This window comes from Aeromonas sp. QDB18, from assembly GCF_027705325.1.
Classification (GTDB): Bacteria; Pseudomonadota; Gammaproteobacteria; order Enterobacterales; family Aeromonadaceae; genus Aeromonas; species Aeromonas caviae.
In genome coordinates this window covers 1-20,807 of sequence record NZ_JAPDBQ010000036.1, presented here as the reverse complement: position 1 = coordinate 20,807, position 20,807 = coordinate 1, and the positions used below count along the sequence as shown (strand labels likewise).

Here is a 20,807-nt window from a genome sequence, read left to right as displayed (position 1 = left end):
CCCTTGTGAAGGGGGAGGCTGGGAGGGGGTTCAACCTCGCTTATTTCAGATAGCGCTGTTCGAGGTGTTTGCGCAGCCACTGGGGATTGAGCGCCTCACCGGTCGCGCGGCGAATGAGCTCGTCCGTGCCGTGCAGGCTGCCCTGGGACCAGATATGGCGACCGAGCCAGCCAAAGATCTCCGGCAGGCGGCCGGACTCTACGAGCGTGCCCATGTCGCCGAGCTCACGCTCGAGTGCAAAGCGCAGCTGCGCCGCGTACATGGCGCCGAGCGTGTAGCTCGGGAAGTAGCCAAACGAGCCGTCCGTCCAGTGTATGTCCTGCATGCAGCCGTTCTGGTAATTGCCCTTCGTGGACAAGCCGAGCCACTGCTGCATCTTCGCGTCCCACAGCTCGGGGATGTCCGCGACCTCGATGCGCCCTTCCATCAGGTCCCGCTCCAGCTCGTAGCGCAGGATGACGTGGGCAGGGTAGGTGACCTCGTCCGCATCGACGCGGATAAAGCCGGGCTCGACCCTGTTGTACAGCTTCTCGAGGTTCGCGGGTGCGAGCGCATCTTCTGCCCCGAAGTGCGCGCAAATGCGCGGCGCAATCAACGCGAGGAACGCGGGGTGATGGCCGAGCTGCATCTCGCAGAACAGGCTCTGGCTCTCGTGAATGCCCATGGAACGCGCCTCGGCCACCGGCTGGCCGAGCAGTGCGCGCGGCAGGCCCTGCTCGTAACGCGCGTGACCCGTCTCGTGGACGATGCCCATCAGGCTGGAGACGAACTCCTGCTCGTTGTAGCGCGTGGTGATGCGCACGTCCGTCGGCACGCCGCCGCAGAACGGGTGGCTGCTCACGTCGAGCCGGCCGTGCGCGAAATCAAAGCCGAGCAGTCCCATCACCTCCTGACCGAGGGCCTGCTGCGTTGGGATCGGGAAGGGGCCTTGCGGGGTGAGGATGGTCTCGATTTTCTGCCGCTCGCTCACGGTCTGGATGAGGCCGGGCAGCCAGCTCGTCAGATCGCCGAAGATCTGATCCAGCCTCGCGCTCGTCATGCCGGGCTCGTACAGCGCCAGCATGGCGTCATAGGGGCGCACCCCGAGCGCGTCGGCGCGCAGGCGAGCCACCTCCCGCGACAGGCGCACCACCTCCTCGAGGTTCGGGGCAAAACCTGCCCAGTCGTTCTCCTTGCGCTGGCGACGCCAGGCGTGCTCGCATTTGCTGCCGGCGAGGGACAGCGCCTCCACCAGCGCCCCCGGCAGCAGGCTTGCATCCTGCCACTGGCGCTTGATCTCCCGCAGGTTCGCACGCTGGTGCTCGTCCAGCGGTTCACTCTCTGCCTTGGCAATCCACTCCCCAAGCTCGGGGGCGGTGCGCTTGCCGTGGATCAGCACGCCGAGCTCCGCCATCGCCTCGGCGCGGGCCTCGTTGCCCCCCTCCGGCATCATGGCGGCCTGATCCCAGCCGCAGATGGCGGAGAGGTGGGAGAGGCGGTGCAGTTGTTGCTGATGTTGTTCGAGTTTCTGGTATGACATGGGATTGTCCTTGTTATCGTCCCTGATGGTATGCACCCCGTACCTGGCATGATCGGGGCCGCCCGATGCTAGCACTGCCATCCACCCTGGTGCCACCCTCAGGCAGTCAGCCGAGGCGCTTCTGGTGCCGTTCGCGGTTTTCCGCCTTCTTGCGCTCGCTCTTGCGCAGCAATACGTAGAGCGCACCGCTGCCGCCGTGGCGGCGCTCGGCGCTGTGCATGGCCATCACCGAAGGCAACTGTGGCAGCCAGGCGCTGACATGGCTCTTGAGCAGGGCACGCGGGGTGCTGCGCTCCCCCTTGCCGTGCAGGATCAGCAGGCAGCGGATATCCCGTACTTCGCATTCGGCAATGAACTGCACCAGGGCGATACGGGCCTCGTTGAGCGTCTTGTGGTGCAGGTCGAGGGAGCCTTGCAGCTCGTATTTGCCAAGGCGCAGCTTCTTGTAGACCCCTTCCTGCACGCCGTCACGCTTGAAGCCGACGATGGCATGGGGGTCCAGCATCTCGACTGCTTCCGTGCCGAGGTGATCCAGGGTGAGTTGTTCGGCGGTGGCGGCTTCCCGGCGCGCGCGTTGCGCCTCGGTGGGCTGGCTGTTGCCCGCAACGGGGGCGATATGGTCGCTGCGAAGGGGCCGCACGTCGGCCACTTCCTGCAGGAACAGTGAGAGTTCGTCGTTATGAGACACGGCAGGCTCCCCGCATGAAAATGAGGGAGCCAGTATAGCGGGCCTTGGTGGGCCTTAGAATGGCAACGCTCGCGGGCCCCGGCCCTGCCGGGGAGGGCGGTCTGAGCGAGCCTGGTTATTGCCCCTCTTTGGGCGGCTCTGCGTGCATCACCTTGTAGATGAAATAGACCGCATAGGCGCTGATGAGCAGGAAGGTGCCGAAAATCACCAGCATGGACATCAGCCCCACGCTGTTGCCGAACATCAGGTTCATCCAGAATTCCATCTCGTTCACTCCTGTCACTGGGCGGTGACAGGCATGATAGATACCTCTTCAGGAGGGAGGGGATGATCTCGATCAACTCCCTCTCTGGTTATTTAATCGGCAGCAAATTCTGTGAGCCGACGCGCATCCGGTCGCCGGACTGGACGCTATTTTGCTTTCTCCAGGGTCGGTTCGGTGAGGGGCGTGATGCGCCAGCCCTGCTGCTCCAGCAGGGCGAGCAGCCCGTGCTCGCCGTAAAGATGCAGGGCCCCTACCACGATAAAGCTCTCGTTCGGCAGGCTGGGCCACTTCTTGACCCAGTTGCGGTTGCGCTCTGCCAGCAGGGTCTGTTCCAGCCAGGCTTGCAGCTTGGGCGGCGCCATCTCCTCCCTGAGCAGATTGATGAGGGTGGCCTCGTCCCCGTTCTGCCAGGCGGTCATCACGGCGTCGAACCCCTGCTGGATGTCGGGCAGCTCGTCCAGGGTGCTCTCCAGCATCAGGGTCTGGTTGTCGCCGACGCTCGCGAGATAGCCGAGCTGCTCCAGCAGGGTCTCCAGCCCGACAATGGGCTTGCCGCCGTCGTTCGCCCGCTTGGCGAAGTGCTGGTCGACACCGTATTCACCGCGATAGCCGGTGCGCTCCAGGGCCGCCTGGGTCAGGGTAATGGCCGCAAACCAGGGACGCAGCGGGGCCAGCATGCTCTCGTTCAGACCGTTCTGGCCCGCGGCGATGAGGGTGCGACGGTAGAGGTCGATGGGCAGGTGATCCTTGAGGGTCTTGCCGTCGACGAGCCGGGTGATGGCGCCCATCTCCTGCCACTGCTCCTGGCTGATGTGGGTCATGTCCACCTCCATCACCAGGGCGCGGCTCTGCTGCCAGGCGCGCTCCACCGGGTCCGGCAGGGGATAGAGAGAGGGTTTGCCCGCATGGATGGACCCCAGCAGCCAGTGCTGTTCGTTGCCCTTGTTGATGCGGTAGAAGGCCGGATCGGCCATGGCATGGAGCGGCAGCAGCAGGCAGAGCAGGAAGGAGAGCAGCGTGGGATGGAATCTCATGAGGCACCTTATGTGAGCGGGATGAGTGCTCTATGATAAGTCCTCATTTGTCACAGCCAAGAGGTTTCCCATGCCCCACCTTCGTTTTCGGGCAGTTTCTGTCGACACCCTGCAGCGGATAAGCGCCCCCCTGATGGCGGACCTCTGCGCCCTGACCGGTGGCAAGCCGGAGTTCGTCACCCTGGAGTGCGTGCCGAGCCAGTGGGTACGAGATGGCCAGCCCGAAGCCGGTTTTCCCTTCGTGGAGCTGGTCTGGTTCGAGCGACCGCAGGAGATGCAGGATGCCGCCGCCGCCCTCATCACTCGCCACCTGAAAGGGGTGCTGGGGGAGCAGACCTATGTGGTGGTGCAGGTGCTGCCCATCGTCAAGAGTCACTACTACAGCAACGGCCAGCACTATTGAGCGGGCATCGTTGCTGAGACAGGTGCATGTCAAGAGGAGGGCCCGCCGAGGGCACCTTTATCAGGCGGATTTGATCAGCAGCTTGTCCAGCCAGCGGCTTGGCAGCAGGCGGCGCAGCACGGTAAACAATTTGGTCGGGAAGGTGACCGGGTAGCGGTGCCTGGGACGCTTGCTCGTGAGCGCATGCAGTAACGGCGGGATGCAGGCCTCGCTTGGCAGGGTAAAGCCCCGGGCACCCCCTTCACGCTCCAGCCTGGCCAGCGTCTGGGCATAGGCGTCCTGATGGCGGCTGGCGGCGGGATCTATGTGGCGCAGGAAGGCCCCCCGGGCATTGGCGCGAAACCGGGTGTCGATGGGGCCGGGTTCGATCAGGCTGATGTGCACGCCGCTGCCCGCGAGTTCCAGGCGCAGGGTGTCGGTATAGCCTTCCAGCGCGAACTTGCTGGCGTTGTAGGCGCCACGATACTTCATGGCCACCAGGCCAAGCACCGAGCTGTTCTGCACGATGCGCCCCTCGCCTGCCGCCAGCATGGGGGGCAATACCTGGCGAATGAGGTGATGCCAGCCAAAGAGGTTGGTCTCGAACTGCTCGCGCAGCGCCTCGGTGGGGAGATCTTCCAGCGCACCGGGCTGGCCGTAGGCGCCGTTGTTGAAGAGGCCGTAGAGGCGCCCTTCTGCAAGGGCCAGCGCCTCTGCCGCCCCTCGCTCTATGCTGGCGCTGTCCGCCAGATCCAGTTGCACCGCCAACAGACCCTGCTGCAGCAGCAGGGCCACATCCTCGGCCTTGCGGGCGGAAGCGATGACGGTGAAGCCCCGGGCGCCGAGCGTTCTTGCGGCGGCGAGGCCGATGCCGCTGGAGCAGCCGGTGACGAGCACGAAGGGATGGGGCATGAGCATGGTCCTGGTTGGCGGCCGGCAGGTGGCCCGAAGCTGGCATGGTAGCGTGGTGCCATCAAAAACAAAACCGGGCCAGAGGCCCGGTTTTCGGTCACGTCAGATGCCTGATTACATGATGGTGAACGGCATGATGATGTGGAACTTGACGTCATGCTCGGAGCTGAACATGTTCGGGTAGTACCAGCTGCCCTTGTCGTCCTGTTCGTTGTTGTAGTCGGTGTAGTGCAGCTTGAACAGGGTGCCCTTCAGCTTGCCGTCCTGCACTGTGTACATGACGTCGAAGTTGGCTGCCCACTCTTTGCCGCCTTCCAGGGACTTGTCGCCGTTGTTGGCATCCCAGCCGTAGGCACCGGAGACACCCACGCCCCAGCCCGGTGCACCCACCAGATCATCCAGGGAACGAGTCACGCCGAAGAACAGGGCCTTCTCGTCGTTGTGGTTCCAGTCGGAGCGGGAGTCCCACCAGATTTCGTTCGCGCCCTGGGAGTTGCCGTAGCCACGGGTCAGACGGGGCAGGTAGTTGCCCAGATCCCCTTCAGCCTTGGTCCACAGGCCTTCCAGACGGAAGCCATAGGGGCCGGCTGCCCAGCTGGCGGTCAGGGCTTGTTGCCAGGCCAGGCCGTCATAGTCGCTGTTCTCGGTGTCGGAACCGTAGAACTGGTAGCTGGTGTTCAGGCCACCCAGTACGTCGAACTTGTGGGCCAGCTTGAAGTGGTAGCTGTCCATGTAGCCTTCGGACTGACCGAAGCCGGCGGTGACGGCAGTGCCGTTCTCGAAGGTGTAGCGAGCGGCCAGACCGTGGATGTAGTCGATCTTGTTCGCATCGGTGAAGGGATCGCTGGCATAGGGGCTGCTCTTGGAGAAGCCGGTGGTGTTCTTGAACCAGGGAGCCTTGTACTCGTCGGCGATGGCGTAGGTCAGGTAGAGGCCGCCGAAGGTGCCTTCGATCTGGCCACCACGGTAGGTACCGGGTTGATAGGACCAGTTGACGCCGAGGATGCCGGGGACATAGAGCTGGGTGTAACCACCCTTGGCGGTGACGGCGTCACCGAACTTGAATTTCAGGGCGGCGTTGGAGAGGCTGAAGCCGTTCTCGGGAACGCCGTCACCACCTGAACCCCACTTGTCGCCCCAGAAGGAGAACTCGTTCTCTTCGTTGACGCCATTGCTCTCGTCAACGGCCAGATCGTAGGCACCGAAGCCGCCCACGTCGACGCCGACCACACCCCATGCATAGCCGGAGTTGAAGTTCAGGGCTGCCTGGGTGGTGGCATGGCTCAGGTTGGAGTGGTATTTGCCATCCTGACCCGGACCGGCCTGGACGCGATCACGCTCACGCTGGAAGTAGAACAGGCCACCGGTGAGCTTGCCTTCGTCGATGAAGGCGCTGTAGGACTTGCCGTATTCCGGGCTCATCATGTCTTGAGCGGCGAACGCCATGCCGGGGGCGACCAGTGCCGCGACCACGGCAGCACTCAACGCGGCGCGCTTGAAGATCACTTTTTCCATTTGTTATTGCTCCTGATTTTATGGACTTAGCTTTTTTATCCGGCAGCCGGGTAGGCACCCGCCGCTCGGTATTGGCATTGCAATCAACACCCCGAAGGGCAAAAAAAATGGTTCTCTGTCGTGCCCTTGTGCCTGATGCCTTGGCGCATCGGTCGGGGCTATCTGCATCGTTACAGTCGTTATTTTTTGGCTGTCGATCCTTGGCGATCTGACATCACCAAGAGTACGTTCGCGGTGCGAAATATCAATGTAAAGTTCCCGCCAAGTTTCAAAAATATGACCGAGTGCAAATAATCATGATTCTTGGTGTGGGCACTCCCAGGCCACTCATGTCGGCAATGACAGCGCTTTCATGGTGATTTCACCGTTCTCCTGCGCAGATCTTGCCGTCAAGGCAGAACTTTCTTTGTTAACCCGGTGGCAACATATAATTTTGTATCACAAAAAAAGATGGGCCCGGCGGGATGCCCACTGTCGTGAGCGTGAGCCGTTGCCCCGACAGACAGGGGGACCAGGGATGTGAAAGGGGTGAGAGGGCCTGTGACTGAATGGATGAGGCAATTCGTCATTGGCCGTGAGGACATGACGGGAGCATCAATAGAAGGGTTGCGGCAAGGCCGGGCCGCGGGGAGATTGACAGGGAACGCGCCCCGGGTCTGGTGCGAACCAGACCCGGGGGTTATCAGGCCTGGCTCAGGATCCGGGGGATCTGCTGGGCCTGGTGGTGTATGTGCTCCGAGACCTGTACCGAGAGGCGGCTGCCCTGACGGGCGTGCTGGCTGATGCGACCGATGAGGGCGGCGAAGCTCGCCAGCCTGTGCTCCTGGCTCTTGGCATTGTCGGCGCCCTGCAGGGCGATGACGGCGGTGCTGCGCGCCATCTCCCGCACCGTCAGGGTGGTCTGGCGCAGCTGCTCCGCCTGCTGGCGCTGCTCGGCGGCCTCTGCGGTGATGCGGGCCAGCACGGTGGCGAGCTGATCCCCCGCCTGGGTGAGGCTGGCCAGGATCTCGGTGATCTGGCCGAGGGAGCGCTGGGTGTCGGCGGAGAGGTGGCGCACCTCGTCGGCTACCACCGCGAAGCCGCGTCCCTGCTCCCCGGCCCTGGCCGCCTCGATGGCGGCGTTGAGGGCCAGCAGGTTGGTCTGCTGGGAGATATGGCCGATGACGTCGACGATGGCAGTCACGTCCTCCACCGAGCGGGTCAGCTGTGCCAGGGCGCCGCTGCTCTCGTCGATGGCGAGCCCGGTCTGGGCGGTAGCCGTCAGCATGCCCCCGACCAGCCGCTCGCTCTGGCTCATGGAGTGTTCATTGTGCTGGGCGTGCTGGGCGATTTCGGCGGCGACCTGGTGCACCTCGCTGGCGAGCTGGTTGAGCTCCTGCATCATGGTGTCGCTCTCATCCACCGCCTGCTCCGTGGTGCGGGTGCTGTGATGGATCTCCTGCACCTGGTTGACCATCCCTTGCAGACTTTGCGACACCGCCGATAGCTGGCCCTCTTTCTGCTGCTGATCCTGTTGCAGGCGCTGTATCAGGCGGTTGTAGCTCGCGACGATGTCCGCCAGTTCGTTGCGCTCGCGCCCCGGGGTCAGCAGCTGGGCCTGACCCGTGGCGTCGAGCTGCAGGAAGGCTGCCCGCAGTTGCAGCAGAGGCCTGACCAGCCAGCGACGCTGCACCAGGGCGAACAGCAGGGCCACCACGACCAGGCAGAGCGCCAGCACGCCGAGCACGGTGGCCAGCTCCCGGTTCATGGTCTGACGGGCGGCGGCGAGTTGTTCGCCCAATTGCTTCCCCGCTTGCAGCAGCTGGGTGATGTCCTGCTGCACCATCTGACGAGCGGCCTGCTGCTGTTGCAGCGCCTTGCGGCTGTTTTCCAGCTCCTGGGGATAGCGCTTGAGCAGGGAGGTCAACTCGGCTTTGGGCTGATCCCCGAGCTCCTTGCGTATTGGCTCTCCCAGGGTGAATTCGTCGGCCGGTGCCTCCTCGAAAAGTGCCAGGCTCGGCAGGGCGGCCAGGGAGTCGGCCTGCTTTTGCAGGGCAGCCAGCTCGAATTGCAGCCCTTCGAGACGCTTGGCACTCGCCTGCTCCATGTAGTTCTGGCGCTGGTGAGCGAGGGAGGGGAGGGCGGTCAGGATGTCGGCCGCCCCCTGGCGATACTGCTCGGCCAGGACCGGATCCCGCCCGGCGGCTGCTCCCTGCTGGCCGTAACGGAGCAAGGCTTTGGCCTGGGTGGTCAACTCGTTCTCGGCATTTTGCAGCAACCACTGGCTGTTGCCGGAGAGCTTGCCCGCCGCCAGATAGTCGCCGTCAATGCGGGTTTTCATCTGCTCAAGCCGGGCGTTTAGCTGCTGGGTCTGGGGATCCTCCAGGCGGGACAACAGCGCCAGCGCCTGCTGGCGCACTCCCTGTGCCTGGGCCAGCAGCAGGGGATCCCCGCTGCCGAGATAGTCGCGAAGCGCCCCCTGCAACGGACCGCTCAGTTGCTGTTGCAGGCGCTCCTGCAGACGCTGGGCCTGGGCCGAGTGGTTGAATTGTTGCCAGCCATGATAGAGCGCGGTGGCCTGGACACCGGCCACCAGCAGCAAGACGAGGGAAGAGAGGGAGGCAAAATGGGCAATTTTCACATCAGATTCCTGCTTGAATCACGCAATGGGCGCGAGCTTAATCAGGTCTGATGGCGTTTTTATGACAGTGGCCGTGCCAGCTCCCGTTGACTTGGGCTCTTCACCAGCAGGCCGAGCAGGGCGCCGCCCATGATGAGCCCCCCCGCCAGCAGATGGCGCGGGGTGAGCGCCTCGCCGTTGAGCCAGACCAGCAGCAGGGTGCTCAGCAAGGGAGTGAGGTAGGCGAGCGCGCCGATGCGGCGCGGATCCCCGTCCCGCAGCGCCAGATACCAGGTGACGAAGGCCGCCCCCATGGGGCCGAGGGCCAGCCCGATGATGAGGCCCCAGTCACCTGCCGGGATGCGGGCCACCGGCAGCGGTCCCTCCAGCATCCATGCCAGCAGCAGGGCCAGGAGCCCTGCGGGCAGGCAGGCGGCGGCCGTGACCACGGCGGGAGCGGGAGGCAGGCGGCGGGAGAGCACGGAATAGGCGCCCCAGACGATGGCGGCGCCGAGGGCCAGCAGGTAGCCGGGCAGATGGGCCTGTTGCAACTGCAGGTGACCATCGACCATCACCAGCACCGATCCCGCGAGACCCAGGGCCCCGGCCAGCAGATGGTGCAGGCTCAGGGGATGACCCGGCAGCAGCAAGGGGGTGAACAGGATGATGCACAGCGGCCACAGGTAGTTGATGAGGTTTGCCTCCAGCACGGGGGCGTGGCGAAAGCTTGTGAACAGCAGCAGGTGATAGAGCAGCAGGGCGGTGATGGTCACCAGCCAGGTGAGGGGGCTGGCGCGCCACTGGCGCCAGAATGGCAGAGTGCCCGCCCCGCAGAACAGCAGCACCAGCCCCACCAGCACCAGCGGCGAGACGCTGGTGATCCGGGAGGTGAGCGCGGCGAGAGAGGCCCACAACAAGATGGTGAGCAGGGCAAAACCGGTAGACTTGTCCCACCAGGAAGACGCAGGCATCCAACACTCCTTTGCAAGATGAATGAACGAAAAAGAGGGCCAGTCTAGCAGACTGGCCCTCGTCACACAGCGTTGCCGTGACGGTGCGGGTTATGACTCCCGGCTCGGGACGGCCCCTGCCGCCGGAGCCAGGGACTGCCCCTTGACGTACCAGACGATGAGGGCCAGCACCAGCAGCGGCAGCACGGGGTCGAACCAGGTGCCGCCGGAGCCGAACAGCAGGTTCAGCAGGGCGACGCCGGTGCCGCCGATGGCCCAGGCGATGGTGGTCGGGATGGACCAGACGATCATCTGCTGCTTGACGTCGGAGATGCCCATCATGCGGTTGACCACCCAGAACAGGCTGTCGTTGAAGTAACCGAAGAAGAGCGACCCCATGGTGGCGGCCTGGGCGGCCAGCAGCATGTTGACCCCGGGGATCTGCGCCAGGATGGGGGCGGAGATGGAGGCCGCCGTCACCATGGCCACGGTGCCGGACCCCTGGATGAGGCGCACCAGAGTCGCCACGATGAAGGGGATCAGGATGGGGGAGATGGGCAATTGGGCGATCTGCTCGGCCAGTTGCTGACCCGCGCCACTGTCGCGCAGCACGGCCCCCAGCGCCCCACCGGCACCGGTCACCAGCAGGATGATGCCGGCGGATTGCAACCCCTCTTCCAGGCGGGCGGCGGTGGCGTGCCTGTCCATGTGCGGGACCAGGGTATAGACCGCCAGCAGCACGCTGATGGCCAGCGCGATGATGGGGGTGCCGATGAAGTTGATGCCCTGCACCAGAGGGTTCGCCATCAGGCCATCCATGCCCTCCAGGGTGGCCAGAGTGGTGAAGATGGCCTTGACGAAGATGAGCACGATGGGCACCAGGATCGGCAGCAGCGACAGGGTCAGGCTCGGCAGGGTCTTGCCCTCCTTCTCCTTGAGGTACTGCTCATAGGTGGCTTGCAGCTCGTCCGGGGTCTGGGCGGCCTGGGCACCGAACTCGGGGTACTTCTTGTCGAGCCACTGGGCGTAGAAGACGATGCCGAGCACGCAGGGGATGGCCAGGGCCATGCCGGTCAGCAGCATGGCGCCGATGTCCACGCCAAACAGGCCTGCAACCCCCAGCGGGCCCGGGGTCGGCGGCACGGTATGGTGGGTCACCACCAGGCCGCCCGCGAGCGCCACCCCCAGGGTGAGCAGGGAGCGCTTGCCGCTTTTCGCCAGCGCCTTGGCCACCGGATAGAGGATGACGAAGGCGGAATCCACGAAGATGGGGATGCTGACGATGTAGCCCGTGATGGCCAGGGCCCACTCCTCGCGGCGCTTGCCGAGCCACTTGATGAAGCTGTAGGCGATCTGTTCGGCGGCGCCGGAGACCTCAAGCAGGCGACCCATCATGACCCCGAGGCCGATGACGATGCCGATGCTGCCGAGGGTGGAGCCAAAGCCCTGGGTGATCACGGTGAGGGTCTTGTCGATGCTCATGCCGCCGGTGATCCCGGCGATGCAGGCCGCCGCCAGCATGGCGATCAGGGCGTGCACCCGGGTACGGATGACCAGGAACACCAGCACGAAGACCGCGATGATGAGACCGATGATGGGGGTTGGGATGTCGCTCATGATGCCTCCTGCATGTCATGGGTGATGAAACTGTCGATGATGTCGGCAAACGTCCTGTCTGCCGCGAAACCGAGGGCGCTGGCCCGCTGGTTGTCGATGCGTCCCGGCCAGCTGGCCACGATGCGCTCGATGGCCGGATCGGCGGCAAACTGCACCCGATCCCGGGCCACCTGGCCACCGACCCGTGCGAGGGCCTCCAGCATCTCGCCGACGGTCACGCTGATGCCGGGCAGGTTGATGCTGCGGGCGTCACCGGTGGCGGGAAGTCTGGCCGCCAGCAGGAAGTTCGCGACCACGGTGGCGGGGCTGGAGAGCCAGAGGCGCAGATCCGGGCTCACCGGGCAGATGGCGCTCTCCCCTTGCAGCGGCTCGCGGATGATGCTGCTGACAAAGGAGGAGGCGGCGCGGTTCGGCTTGCCCGGCCGCACGCAGATGGTGGGCAGGCGCAATACCAGACCGTCGACGAAGCCCTTGCGGCTGTAGTCGTTGACCAGCAGCTCTCCCATGGCCTTCTGGGCGCCGTAGGAGGAGGTGGGGGTCAGGGCGGTACCGTCATTCACCAGCTCCGGCAGCGGGCCGCCATAGACGGCGAGCGAGCTGGTGAAGACGAAGCGGATGCCCGGCCGGGCATGGCGGCACGCCTCCAGCAGGGTGCGGGTGGTGTCCAGGTTGACCTTCCAGCCCAGATCGAAGTCCTGCTCCGCGTGGCTGCTGACGATGGCGGCCAGGTGGTAGACCACGGCGGTCCGCTCGCTGATGAGGGACTCGGCGACACCGGGTTCGGTGAGGTCGGCCCGCAGACAGCGAACCCTGGGGTCCGGTAGGGGGGATTGCGGCTGCTGGATGTCCACCAGCAGCAGCTCGGTGAAGGGGTGGGGGCCTTGCAGCAGGGCCCGGGCCAGTTTCTGGCCCAGGAAGCCACCGCCGCCGGTGATGATGATCTGCATCTTGTTATCCTCAGACTCGTTCATGTTCAGGGTCGTTATTGTTGTGTCAGCCAGCCCAGCCCTTCCCGGGTGCCGGCTCTGGGGTTGTATTCGCAGCCAATCCAGTCGTGGTAGCCCGCCTGCGCCAGCACCTTGAACAGGTGGGGGTAGGCGATCTCCCCCTCGTCCGGCTCGTGGCGATCCGGCACCGAGGCGATCTGGACGTGGCCGATGGCCGGGCCCAGCTTGCCGATGAGACGGGTGAGATCCCCGTCCATGATCTGGGCGTGATAGAGGTCGAGCTGCACCCCCACGTTGGGTCTGTCTATCTCCTGCACCAGGGCCAGGGCGTCGAGCTGGTGGGCCAGGAAGTAGCCGGGCACATCTCTATCGTTGAGCGGCTCCAGCAGCACCTTGATGCCGTCTTCGGCCAGGAAGTCGGCGGCGAAGCGGATGTTGTCGATCAGGGTCTGGCGGTGGGCCGAGAGGCTATGAGCAGGGTCCACGATGCCGCTCATGGCGTGTACCTTGGTGCAGCCGAGCGCCAGGGCGTAGTCACGCACGCTTGGCAGGTGGGCGCGAAACTCCGCTTCCCGCCCCGGGATGGCAGCCATGCCGCGCTCCCCTGCCGCCCAGTTGCCCGGCGGCATGTTGAACAGGGCCTGGGAGAGCCCCTGCTCGCGCAAGCGGCGGCCCAGCTCGGCGGCCGGCCACTCGTAGGGGAAGAGGAACTCCACCGCCTCAAAGCCTGCGTCGCGGGCGGCGGCGAAGCGCTCCAGGAACGGCACCTCGGTAAACAGCATGGTGAGATTGGCGGCAAACTTGCTCATGGTTTCATCCTCCTCAATTCATCAATTTCGGGTTCGCTCAGGTAGCGGATGGAGTGGCCATGAAGCATCAGTGCCAGGCGCGCCGTCTCCTCCAGCTCTTCCATGTTGTTGACCGCATCCACCAGATCCTTGCCCGTCACCACGGGGCCGTGGTTGGCAAGCAGGAAGGCGTTGCCTTCGGGGGCGCGGCGCCCCAGCTCCTCGGCGATGCGGGCATCCCCCGGCTTGTAGTAGGGGATGAGCGGCAACTGGCCGACCCGCATCACGTAGTAGGGGGTGAAGGGGCGGATGACGTTGGCCGGATCCAGCCCCTCCAGACAGGAGAGGGCGGTCAGGTGGGTGCAGTGCAGGTGCACCACGGCCCGGCAGTCCGGATTGTTGTGGTAGATGGCGAGGTGGAAGGCCACCTCCTTGGAGGGGCGATCTCCCCCCAGGTGTTCCCCCTGCAGGTTGACGTGAGAGAGCCTGTCGGCGCTGAGCCGTCCCAGACAGGAGCCGGTCGGGGTGGCGATCAGGGTACCGTCCGGCAGCAGGGCGGAGAGGTTGCCGGCGCCCCCGGTGGCATAACCGCGCTGGAAGAGGGAAGCCCCCAGCATCACCATGGTGTCGCGCAGTGCCTGTTCAGTCATGGAAGTACTCCTGAGCCTTGTCGAAGAAGTCGTCGCTCCCGAAATTGCCGGATTTGAGGGCCAGCGACAGGGGGGCGTCGATGGCCCGCACCCAGGGCACACCGGGGGCGATCTGCGGGCCTATGTGGAACGCCTTGACGCCGAGGGCCTGGGTGACCCGGCTCGAGGTCTCGCCACCGGCGATGATGAAGCGGTCCACACCGGCGCCTTGCAGCAGTTGGGCGAGGCGGGCAAAGCAGTGTTCCACCGCATCGCTGGCCGCCTGCTGGCCGTGGGTTTCCTGAATGCGGGCCAGCTCTGCCGGGCTGGTGGTGGCGTAGACCAGCGGCGCCGGGGTACGGGGCTGGTCCAGTACCCAGCGCGCCAGCTCGGCCGGGTAGTCGGCCTCTTCGAGGCAGCGCACCACATCCAGCGCCAGGGCAGGAGCGTGCTGGCGATAGCGGGCCACCTGACGGTTGGTCATCTCGGAGCAGGAGCCCGACAGCACCGCGGCGCGGGTGCCTCTGGGCCAGCCCGCTTCGCGGGCACCCTGCTGATCGCCGCTGCCAAGCTGACGGGCCAGGCCGATGGCGAGGCCGGATCCGCCGGTCACCAGAGGCATGTCGAGGGCGACGGTGGCGATGTCCAGCAGGTGCTGCTCGGTCAGGGTGTCGACCACGGCGTAGCGCACACCAGCTTGCGTTAGCTGCTCAAAGGCGTCGGCAATGGCGCCGGGTCCCTGTGCGATGGTATTGAACGGCACCAGACCGGCACGGCCCTGGGCCTGCCCCTCCATCAGCCGCAGCAGGTTGCTGTCGGTCATGGGGGTGATGGGGTGATGGCGCATGCCGGACTCGGCGAGCGGCTGGGCGCCGACGAAGAGGTTGCCCTGATAGACGGTGCGACCGTTCACCGGCAGGGCCGGGCAGATCAGGGTGAACTTGCTCTCCAGCGCGGCCAGCAGGGCGTCGGTGACGGGGCCGATATTACCCGCCGCCGTGCTGTCGAAGGTGGAGCAGTACTTCTGGTAGATGCGCGGGCAGCCGCGGGCCTTGAGCCAGTCGAGGGCCGCCAGGGAGTCGCGCACTGCCTCATCGGCCGGGCAGGAGCGGCTCTTGAGGCTGATCACCACGGCGTTGACCCCGGTCAGATCCGCCTCTGCCGGGATGCCGGCAAACTGGATGGTGGCGAGGCCGTTCTCCACCAGGAAACCGGCGATGTCGGTGGCGCCGGTGAAGTCGTCTGCGATGACTCCGAGTTTCATGCTTGCTCCTCCTGACCCGGCAGGGTGATGCCTGAGAAGATCTTGATGACGGCGCTGTCATCTTCCTGGCCGTGGCCCGCGTTGCTGGCACCGAGGAACATGTTCAGCGCCGTGCTCGCGAGCGGCAGCGGGAAGCGCAGCGCCTTGGCGGTGTCCGCCACCAGGGTGAGATCCTTGACGAAGATGTCCACTGCGGAGCGGGCCTGGTAGTCACCGGCCAGCACCCGAGGCATGCGGTTTTCAAACATCCAGGAGTTGCCGGCGGCATGGGTCACCACGTCATACATGAGATCCAGGGACACCCCTGCCCGGCTGGCCAGCGCCATGGCCTCGGCGGCCACCGCGATGTGCACCCCGGCCAGCAGCTGGTGGATGATCTTGACTGTGCTGCCCTGGCCCGGCTCGCTGCCGACCCGGTAGACCTTGCCGGCCACCGCATCCAGCACCGGGGCCAGCTTGTCGAAGGCGGCGTCGGCGCCTGCGGCCATCACCGTCATTTCACCGGCATCGGCCTTGATGGCACCACCGGAAACCGGCGCATCCAGCATCGGCAACCCCATCAGCGCCAGCTCGGCAGCCAGGGCGCTCGCCTCTTCGGCGGCGATGGTGGAAGAGACCATGATGGCGGTGCCCGGTTTGAGGTGGCGAGCCAGCCCCGCTTCGCCGAGCAGGATGCGGCGCACCTGGGTGGCGTTGACCACCAGCAACAGCACGGCATCCAGGGTCTCCGCCAGGGGCCTGGCATCGGCCATGACGGCGGCTGCACCGGCCTGCTGCAACTGGCTGCGGGCCTGTTCGCTGAGGTCGATGCCATAGGTGGTGAGCCCGGCCCGCAGGCAGGAACGGGCGGCGCCCATGCCCATGGCGCCCAGGCCGATGACCGCAACATGATAGGGAGTGCTCATCTCGTGATTCCTCGATTACGACTGATGAGCCGATAGTAGAGGCTTGCGGCGGTGAAATATCAGGCGCATGTCACAAAAAGTAACTTAATGTGTGTTAATTTTTGTTATTTGTGAGGATTGAGATTCTTTTGAATCAAAAAGCGGCGCTATTTATGTGAATAAATGTGATTTGTGAGCCCGTTTCAGGTTATTTATCATTTTTTCCCAGGTCGCTGGGGTAGAATGGCGCCTTCCCTTCCCCGAGGTGCGAGGCAAGATGATTCCCGTAGAGCGACAGCAACGAATCCTGCAACTGCTGGCAGAGCGCGGCGTGGTCAGCATAGTGGAGCTGACCGACTGGCTGCAGGTCTCCCACATGACCATCAGGCGCGACATCCAGAAGCTGGAGGAGCAGGGGCGGGTGCTCTCCGTCTCCGGCGGGGTCAGCCTCTCCCAGCGGATCAAGAGCGAGCCCTCACACGCCGCCAAGCGCAGCCTGATGCAGGGAGCCAAGCTGGCGATCGCCCGGCTTGCCGCCGCCCAGGTGAGCGAGGGGAGCACCGTCTATCTGGATGCCGGTACCACCTCCCTGGAGCTGGCCCGGGAGCTGGCGCTTCGGGAAGACTTGATGATAGTGACGAACGACTTCATGGTCTGCGCCTACCTCATCGAGCACGGCCGCTGCCGCCTCTATCACACCGGAGGGCAGGTCATTCGCGAGAACCAGTCCTGTGCCGGGGAGGCTACCGCCCACTTCCTGCGCAACCTCCATCTGGACATCGCCTTCCTGTCAGCCTCCTCCTGGGACAGTCAGGGGATCTCCACCCCGAGCGAACAGAAGGTGCCGGTGAAGCGGGCCGTGGTGGAGTCGGCGGCGACGCGCATCCTCATCTGCGATTCGTCCAAATATGGCAAGGTGGGGACCTTCAACGTGGTGAGCTGGGATGCGATCGATCAGGTGATCACCGACGAGCAACTGCCCCAGAGCGCCCGCGAGGCATTGGCACAGCACGGGGTCAGGGTGACCATGGCGCCGCTGGCCAGTCTGGTGGCCAGCGCCGAACAGGGGTAAGGAAAGGGGCGACAGGGGGCGAATCACAGCGCCGCCTGACCGGGATCAGCGACCCTCTGCGGCCGGTGCATCCGTCAGCTTGGCGGAGCCCTGGATCACCTCCCCCGCCTTCTCGATGTCCCGTCCCATCCCGTGGATGGTGTTGCAGCCCAGCAACCAGAGGCTGGTGCACAGCACCAGCAGCATGCGATTCGTCTTCATCCTTGCTCCTTTCATGCTATGGGGTCAGTTTGAGCAGGCGCCCCTGGCCTGAATCCGTCAACAGGTAGAGGGCGCCGTCGGGGCCCTCCTTGACGGTACGGATCCGCTCCCCCAGATCGGTCAGCAGCCGCTCTGCCGACACTATCTTGTCTCCGTCGAGGTGCAGGCGCAACAAGGCCTGACCGCGCAGGGCGCCGACCAGCAGATCCCCCTGCCACTCCCTGAACAGGTTCCCCTGATAAAAGGCCATGCCCGAGGGGGCGATGGAGGGCACCCAGATCCAGCGCGGTGCCGTCATGCCCGGCGCGCTCTGGCCCACGCCAATCTTGCCGCCCCCGTACTCCTCGCCAAAGGTCACTCTGGGCCAGCCGTAGTTGTGGCCTGGCAGGATGAGGTTGACCTCGTCCCCGCCCTGGGGACCGTGCTCGTGAGCCCAGAACTGCTGGCTGCCCGGACGCAGGGCCGCCCCCTGCATGTTGCGATGGCCCAGGCTCCAGATCTCCGGCAGGGCCCCCGGCGTCTTGACGAAGGGGTTGTCGGCGGGGACCCGGCCATCCTTGTGCAGGCGCACCGTCTTGCCGAGGTGGTTGTCCAGCGTCTGGGCCCGCTCCCGCTCGCTGTAGCGATCCCCCAGGGTGATGAAGAGATAGCCATCCTCCGTCAGCACCAGGCGGGAGCCGAAGTGGGCGCCGCCGGCCACCTTGGGCTCTTGGCGAAACAGCAGTTGCCAGTCGACGAGGGCCTCTTTTTGCAGCCGGGCCCGGGCCACGGCGGTGCCGGCCCCCCCGTCCCCCGGCTCGCTGTAGCTGAGATAGAGCCAGCCATCGCTGTCCAGGGCGAGATCGAGCAGACCCCCCTGACCCGTGGCGGCGAGGGGCGGCAGGCCGGAGACCACATGGCGGTTGCCACCTGCATCGATGCGCAGCAGACGCCCAGGGCGCTCGCTGACGAGGTAGCCGCCATCCGGCAGGAAGGCGAGCCCCCAGGGGTGGCGCAGCTCCCCTGCCACCGGGGTCAGGGTCAGTGCCCGCACCGGGAGCACCAGGCAGACAAGCAGCAGGGCAAACAGTCGCAACATGGGGGCCTCCTCGCTCGGCCAGACCTGAATGTCGCTGAAGTATAGGGGAGGCAAACGGGAAAACGTGAGCAACAACAAGCCATTGGATGATACCGGCAGCGCCTGTTGTCCCTTGGGGTTGGAAGGGAAAGGGGGTGAGCCAGGGCTCACCCCGTCTGGCTAGAAGAGGGCTGGCACGATGCGAAGCGGGTGATCCGATGGTTTGACTTTGCCTATCTTGCGCTTGGGCAGCTTCACCGGCTCCGCCGGCAGCGCCTCGTAGGGGATGTGCGCCAGCAGGTGGGAGATGATGTTGAGGCGCACCCGTTTCTTGTCCTCGGAGTGGGCCACGAACCAGGGGGCCCAGGCGGTGTCGGTGGCGATGAACATGGCATCCCGCGCCCGGGTGTAATCATCCCAGCGATCGAAGGACTTGATGTCCATGGGGGAGAGCTTCCAGATCTTGCGGCCATCGTCGATGCGATCACGCAGCCGCCGCTCCTGCTCTTGTGGGGTCACCTCCAGCCAGTACTTCAGCAGAATGATGCCAGAGTCCACCAGGGCTTTTTCCACCATGGGGGTGCCAGCCAGGAATTTGTCGCTCGCCTCCTCGCTGCAAAAACCCATGATGCGCTCCACCCCGGCCCGGTTGTACCAGCTGCGATCGAAGATGACGATCTCCCCCGCCGCCGGCAGATGGGGGATGTAGCGCTGGAAGTAGAGCTGGCTCTTCTCCCGCTCCGTGGGGGCGGGCAGTGCGACGACCCGAAAGACCCGGGGGCTGACCCGCTCGGTGATCGCCTTGATGGTGCCCCCCTTGCCGGCCCCGTCGCGCCCCTCGAAGACGATGCAGACCTTGAGCCCTTTGTGCACCACCCACTGCTGCAGCCTGACCAGCTCCACGTGCAAGAGGCGCAGCGCTTTTTCGTATGCCTTGTTGCCAAGGGGCTTTTGCGCCTCGGCCACGACCGGTTCTTCCGTTCTGGATTTTCGTTTGCTGCCCATGATGTCCTTCTCTGTGTCTCGGCGAATGGAGGGCCGTCCTGCCGGACGGCGCCCTTCAAGGGTAGATGACGGTGTGCCGCCACCGGGAGTGGCAACTACCGGGGGATGGCCGGGATCATCTTTGGTGGGGCTCGCGGGGTTGTTGGTGGCAGTGAGACATTGAAGAGGGGGGGCGGGACCTGGCCGCCATGGATGCAGGGGAAATGGCGCAGAAACGCACAAGGGGCTGGCATCATGACGATGCCAGCCCCTTGCTGTGTATGGCGTTCCCGACTGGAGTCGAACCAGTGGCCTGTCCCTTAGGAGCCAAGGTAGGTAGTGTTTCAGAAGGTTTTATAAAGTTGAATTTCCGATGGTAACCTATTGTTTTTAATGTTTATTTTTCTTGTTGTGGGTTTCGGCTAGTTTCATGAAGTCTCACCCTATATCATGTTTGCTGTGGTACCCCAAGTGGTACCCCAAACAGGGGGGAGAGAATGCTATGGCAAGAAAACCGGTAACGCAGGATCGAGAGATCCCCTCATTGATTTTGCAAGGGGAGGCTTCGATTACCCGCTATGCGGTGAAATCTCCCCATGGCGGTGGATTAGCCATTGAAGTTAGGGCTGGGAAGAGCAAGCGGTTTGTCTATCGTTATCGGATTGCTGGTACTCAGGCGACAGTTGTTCTGGGTAATTACCCTGCGTTGTCGTTGGCACGAGCCAGGCTTGAACATGCAGAGCTGGCTGCCCTGGTAAAGAAAGGGATTGATCCACGCAAGCATGTTGCTAGTGAAAAGGCTAAAAATGAAACGGCCCTGACGATGGATGAGCTACTTGGGCGATGGCTCGAAGCGCAGCATGTTGCTCAGGCCGTCAAGCCAAAGACTCTCCAGTGCCATCAGGAGCGTTGGAATCGTCACCTTAAGAAGAGCTTGGGTAATATTCGTCTAATCGATCTTACACGCGCCCATTTGGCGCAAGCGTTAGAGATCACTCGGCGTGCAACAAAAGACGAAACCCGTAAGGGGTTGGGAACGCTGAACCAGATGTTGGATTATGCGGTGGTTCACTGCCTGATCGAGGCCAACCCTGCGAGACTGTTGCGACCCAAGGATTTTGGTGCCAGTGCCGGTTCGCCAAGAGAGCGTTGGCTGACAGTCCCCGAATTGCGCAGGCTATGGAAGGCGATTGATGAGGATCTTGGAAGTGGTGGTAGCTTGGCGGCTGGAGGGCGTGGCGTTTCTCGCCATGCCACTATTTCTCTGCCTGCAGCGAATGCGATCAAGCTATTGATACTGACCGGATGTCGTAGAGGCGAAGTCGCTAATATGCGTTTTTCACATATTAGAGATGATATTTGGACAATCCCTGATACTAAGAATGGGAAGCCACATTCGGTATTCTTATCTCGACAGGCTAAAGCCTGTCTCTTGATCAGATCTTGATCCCCTGCGCCATCAGATCCTTGGCGGCAAGAAAACCCTCCATTTTACTTTGC

20 protein-coding genes are annotated in these 20,807 nt (G+C 64.2%); 3 read left to right on the top strand and 17 right to left on the bottom strand.

Annotated features, from left to right (window positions below; genetic code table 11):
* Window positions 1-40: 40 nt before the first annotated feature.
* The 4 genes from OKC30_RS08020 to OKC30_RS08005 all read right to left on the bottom strand — a co-directional run bounded on the left by OKC30_RS08020 (window position 41) and on the right by OKC30_RS08005 (window position 3,506).
* Entirely contained in the window at window positions 41-1,519 is a 1,479-nt protein-coding gene (locus OKC30_RS08020; protein WP_162624596.1) for a carboxypeptidase M32, read from the bottom strand.
* Between the two features lie 106 nt (window positions 1,520-1,625).
* Complete coding sequence (gene smrA, locus OKC30_RS08015; RefSeq protein WP_223933404.1) at window positions 1,626-2,207, bottom strand: DNA endonuclease SmrA; 582 nt, start codon at window positions 2,205-2,207, stop codon at window positions 1,626-1,628.
* A 115-nt stretch (window positions 2,208-2,322) separates the two neighbouring features.
* Window positions 2,323-2,472, bottom strand: coding sequence for a DUF3149 domain-containing protein (locus OKC30_RS08010; RefSeq protein ID WP_010673287.1), 150 nt, complete (start codon window positions 2,470-2,472; stop codon window positions 2,323-2,325).
* Between the two features lie 146 nt (window positions 2,473-2,618).
* The gene (locus tag OKC30_RS08005) at window positions 2,619-3,506 is read right to left on the bottom strand and encodes a TraB/GumN family protein (protein WP_041214639.1); all 888 of its coding nucleotides are present in this window, start codon (window positions 3,504-3,506) and stop codon (window positions 2,619-2,621) included.
* A 70-nt stretch (window positions 3,507-3,576) separates the two neighbouring features.
* On the opposite strand from OKC30_RS08005, the gene OKC30_RS08000 reads away from it, so the two are divergent.
* Entirely contained in the window at window positions 3,577-3,909 is a 333-nt protein-coding gene (locus tag OKC30_RS08000) for a DUF1904 family protein (RefSeq protein WP_041214640.1), read from the top strand.
* Window positions 3,910-3,969: 60 nt separating this feature from the next.
* Here OKC30_RS08000 and OKC30_RS07995 read toward each other — a convergent pair whose 3' ends face one another.
* The 10 genes from OKC30_RS07995 to ltnD all read right to left on the bottom strand — a co-directional run bounded on the left by OKC30_RS07995 (window position 3,970) and on the right by ltnD (window position 16,014).
* Window positions 3,970-4,800 carry an SDR family oxidoreductase gene (locus OKC30_RS07995; protein ID WP_223933402.1) on the bottom strand — a complete coding sequence of 277 codons (831 nt, stop codon included), beginning with the start codon at window positions 4,798-4,800 and terminating at the stop codon, window positions 3,970-3,972.
* Window positions 4,801-4,914: 114 nt separating this feature from the next.
* Window positions 4,915-6,315: an OprD family outer membrane porin gene (locus OKC30_RS07990; RefSeq protein WP_010673291.1), complete on the bottom strand. Its 1,401-nt coding sequence runs from the start codon at window positions 6,313-6,315 to the stop codon at window positions 4,915-4,917.
* 682 nt (window positions 6,316-6,997) lie between these two features.
* Window positions 6,998-8,935 (bottom strand): methyl-accepting chemotaxis protein, encoded by a 1,938-nt coding sequence (locus tag OKC30_RS07985; protein WP_244053213.1) that lies wholly within the window; start codon window positions 8,933-8,935, stop codon window positions 6,998-7,000.
* Between the two features lie 59 nt (window positions 8,936-8,994).
* Window positions 8,995-9,885, bottom strand: coding sequence for a DMT family transporter (locus OKC30_RS07980; RefSeq protein WP_042017725.1), 891 nt, complete (start codon window positions 9,883-9,885; stop codon window positions 8,995-8,997).
* A gap of 90 nt (window positions 9,886-9,975) precedes the next feature.
* On the bottom strand, window positions 9,976-11,481 hold the full coding sequence (locus OKC30_RS07975; RefSeq protein ID WP_010673294.1) for a GntP family permease: 1,506 nt from the start codon (window positions 11,479-11,481) through the stop codon (window positions 9,976-9,978).
* On the bottom strand, window positions 11,478-12,452 hold the full coding sequence (gene denD, locus OKC30_RS07970) for a D-erythronate dehydrogenase (RefSeq protein WP_223933400.1): 975 nt from the start codon (window positions 12,450-12,452) through the stop codon (window positions 11,478-11,480). Before denD ends, OKC30_RS07975 begins: the two co-directional genes overlap by 4 nt.
* 11 nt (window positions 12,453-12,463) lie before the next feature.
* Window positions 12,464-13,237, bottom strand: a complete 774-nt coding sequence (gene otnI / locus OKC30_RS07965) for a 2-oxo-tetronate isomerase (protein WP_223933398.1) — start codon at window positions 13,235-13,237, stop codon at window positions 12,464-12,466.
* Window positions 13,234-13,866 (bottom strand): 3-oxo-tetronate 4-phosphate decarboxylase, encoded by a 633-nt coding sequence (gene otnC, locus OKC30_RS07960; RefSeq protein ID WP_041214644.1) that lies wholly within the window; start codon window positions 13,864-13,866, stop codon window positions 13,234-13,236. Before otnC ends, otnI begins: the two co-directional genes overlap by 4 nt.
* Window positions 13,859-15,109, bottom strand: coding sequence for a 3-oxo-tetronate kinase (gene otnK / locus OKC30_RS07955; RefSeq protein ID WP_223933395.1), 1,251 nt, complete (start codon window positions 15,107-15,109; stop codon window positions 13,859-13,861). Before otnK ends, otnC begins: the two co-directional genes overlap by 8 nt.
* Window positions 15,106-16,014, bottom strand: a complete 909-nt coding sequence (ltnD, locus tag OKC30_RS07950) for an L-threonate dehydrogenase (RefSeq protein ID WP_223933393.1) — start codon at window positions 16,012-16,014, stop codon at window positions 15,106-15,108. Before ltnD ends, otnK begins: the two co-directional genes overlap by 4 nt.
* A 256-nt stretch (window positions 16,015-16,270) precedes the next feature.
* Between ltnD and OKC30_RS07945 the strand changes: the two genes are divergently transcribed.
* Window positions 16,271-17,065: a DeoR/GlpR family DNA-binding transcription regulator gene (locus OKC30_RS07945; RefSeq protein ID WP_010673300.1), complete on the top strand. Its 795-nt coding sequence runs from the start codon at window positions 16,271-16,273 to the stop codon at window positions 17,063-17,065.
* 45 nt (window positions 17,066-17,110) lie between these two features.
* Here the strand turns inward: OKC30_RS07945 and OKC30_RS07940 are convergent, their stop codons facing one another.
* From OKC30_RS07940 to ppk2, 3 genes are all read right to left on the bottom strand, one after another.
* A complete protein-coding gene (locus OKC30_RS07940; RefSeq protein WP_010673301.1) occupies window positions 17,111-17,266 on the bottom strand; it encodes an entericidin A/B family lipoprotein in 156 nt (51 codons plus the stop codon).
* A 16-nt stretch (window positions 17,267-17,282) separates the two neighbouring features.
* Complete coding sequence (locus OKC30_RS07935) at window positions 17,283-18,344, bottom strand: PQQ-dependent sugar dehydrogenase (RefSeq protein ID WP_223954176.1); 1,062 nt, start codon at window positions 18,342-18,344, stop codon at window positions 17,283-17,285.
* A gap of 159 nt (window positions 18,345-18,503) precedes the next feature.
* On the bottom strand, window positions 18,504-19,328 hold the full coding sequence (gene ppk2 / locus OKC30_RS07930; protein WP_010673303.1) for a polyphosphate kinase 2: 825 nt from the start codon (window positions 19,326-19,328) through the stop codon (window positions 18,504-18,506).
* Window positions 19,329-19,809: 481 nt separating this feature from the next.
* Here ppk2 and OKC30_RS07925 point away from each other — a divergent pair, with 481 nt between their 5' ends.
* Window positions 19,810-20,754: a tyrosine-type recombinase/integrase gene (locus tag OKC30_RS07925; protein ID WP_270663620.1), complete on the top strand. Its 945-nt coding sequence runs from the start codon at window positions 19,810-19,812 to the stop codon at window positions 20,752-20,754.
* The last annotated feature ends 53 nt before the right edge of the window (window positions 20,755-20,807 follow it).

What these genes read in the sequence shown, in the direction of transcription:
- OKC30_RS08010 (WP_010673287.1), bottom strand. Translation starts at nt 2,472, where the DNA reads ATGGAATTCTGGATGAACCTGATGTTCGGCAACAGCGTGGGGCTGATG.
- OKC30_RS08000 (WP_041214640.1), top strand. Translation starts at nt 3,577, where the DNA reads ATGCCCCACCTTCGTTTTCGGGCAGTTTCTGTCGACACCCTGCAGCGG.
- ppk2 (WP_010673303.1), bottom strand. Translation starts at nt 19,328, where the DNA reads ATGGGCAGCAAACGAAAATCCAGAACGGAAGAACCGGTCGTGGCCGAG.
- denD (WP_223933400.1), bottom strand. Translation starts at nt 12,452, where the DNA reads ATGAACGAGTCTGAGGATAACAAGATGCAGATCATCATCACCGGCGGC.
- OKC30_RS07990 (WP_010673291.1), bottom strand. Translation starts at nt 6,315, where the DNA reads ATGGAAAAAGTGATCTTCAAGCGCGCCGCGTTGAGTGCTGCCGTGGTC.
- OKC30_RS07925 (WP_270663620.1), top strand. Translation starts at nt 19,810, where the DNA reads ATGGCAAGAAAACCGGTAACGCAGGATCGAGAGATCCCCTCATTGATT.
- OKC30_RS07940 (WP_010673301.1), bottom strand. Translation starts at nt 17,266, where the DNA reads ATGAAGACGAATCGCATGCTGCTGGTGCTGTGCACCAGCCTCTGGTTG.
- OKC30_RS07980 (WP_042017725.1), bottom strand. Translation starts at nt 9,885, where the DNA reads ATGCCTGCGTCTTCCTGGTGGGACAAGTCTACCGGTTTTGCCCTGCTC.
- OKC30_RS08020 (WP_162624596.1), bottom strand. Translation starts at nt 1,519, where the DNA reads ATGTCATACCAGAAACTCGAACAACATCAGCAACAACTGCACCGCCTC.
- otnC (WP_041214644.1), bottom strand. Translation starts at nt 13,866, where the DNA reads ATGACTGAACAGGCACTGCGCGACACCATGGTGATGCTGGGGGCTTCC.
- ltnD (WP_223933393.1), bottom strand. Translation starts at nt 16,014, where the DNA reads ATGAGCACTCCCTATCATGTTGCGGTCATCGGCCTGGGCGCCATGGGC.
- OKC30_RS07935 (WP_223954176.1), bottom strand. Translation starts at nt 18,344, where the DNA reads ATGTTGCGACTGTTTGCCCTGCTGCTTGTCTGCCTGGTGCTCCCGGTG.
- OKC30_RS07945 (WP_010673300.1), top strand. Translation starts at nt 16,271, where the DNA reads ATGATTCCCGTAGAGCGACAGCAACGAATCCTGCAACTGCTGGCAGAG.
- otnI (WP_223933398.1), bottom strand. Translation starts at nt 13,237, where the DNA reads ATGAGCAAGTTTGCCGCCAATCTCACCATGCTGTTTACCGAGGTGCCG.
- OKC30_RS07995 (WP_223933402.1), bottom strand. Translation starts at nt 4,800, where the DNA reads ATGCCCCATCCCTTCGTGCTCGTCACCGGCTGCTCCAGCGGCATCGGC.
- otnK (WP_223933395.1), bottom strand. Translation starts at nt 15,109, where the DNA reads ATGAAACTCGGAGTCATCGCAGACGACTTCACCGGCGCCACCGACATC.
- OKC30_RS08005 (WP_041214639.1), bottom strand. Translation starts at nt 3,506, where the DNA reads ATGAGATTCCATCCCACGCTGCTCTCCTTCCTGCTCTGCCTGCTGCTG.
- OKC30_RS07975 (WP_010673294.1), bottom strand. Translation starts at nt 11,481, where the DNA reads ATGAGCGACATCCCAACCCCCATCATCGGTCTCATCATCGCGGTCTTC.